The organism is Rhodococcus sp. F64268 (genome assembly GCF_023015605.1).
Lineage (GTDB): Bacteria > Actinomycetota > Actinomycetes > Mycobacteriales > Mycobacteriaceae > Rhodococcus.
Genome location: NZ_JALKAI010000060.1, coordinates 1 through 261 on the forward strand (window position 1 = coordinate 1; position 261 = coordinate 261).

General features: G+C 59.4%; 1 rRNA gene. It reads left to right on the forward strand.

Annotated features, from left to right (window positions below):
* A 23S ribosomal RNA gene (locus tag MWU77_RS24555) occupies nucleotides 1–261 on the forward strand; the annotation flags it as partial.

Here is a 261-nt window from a genome sequence, read left to right on the forward strand (position 1 = left end):
TACACCGCCGAAGCCGCGGCATTCGCATAACACACGCATTGTCCTGCGGGATGGTGTGCAGTGGTGTGGATGGGTAGGGGAGCGTCGTGTGGCCGTGGAAGCAGCAGTGTGAACTAGTTGTGGAGGCCATACGAGTGAGAATGCAGGCATGAGTAGCGAAAGACGAGTGAGAAACTCGTCCGCCGAATGACCAAGGGTTCCTGGGCCAGGTTAATCCGCCCAGGGTGAGTCGGGACCTAAGGCGAGGCCGACAGGCGTAGT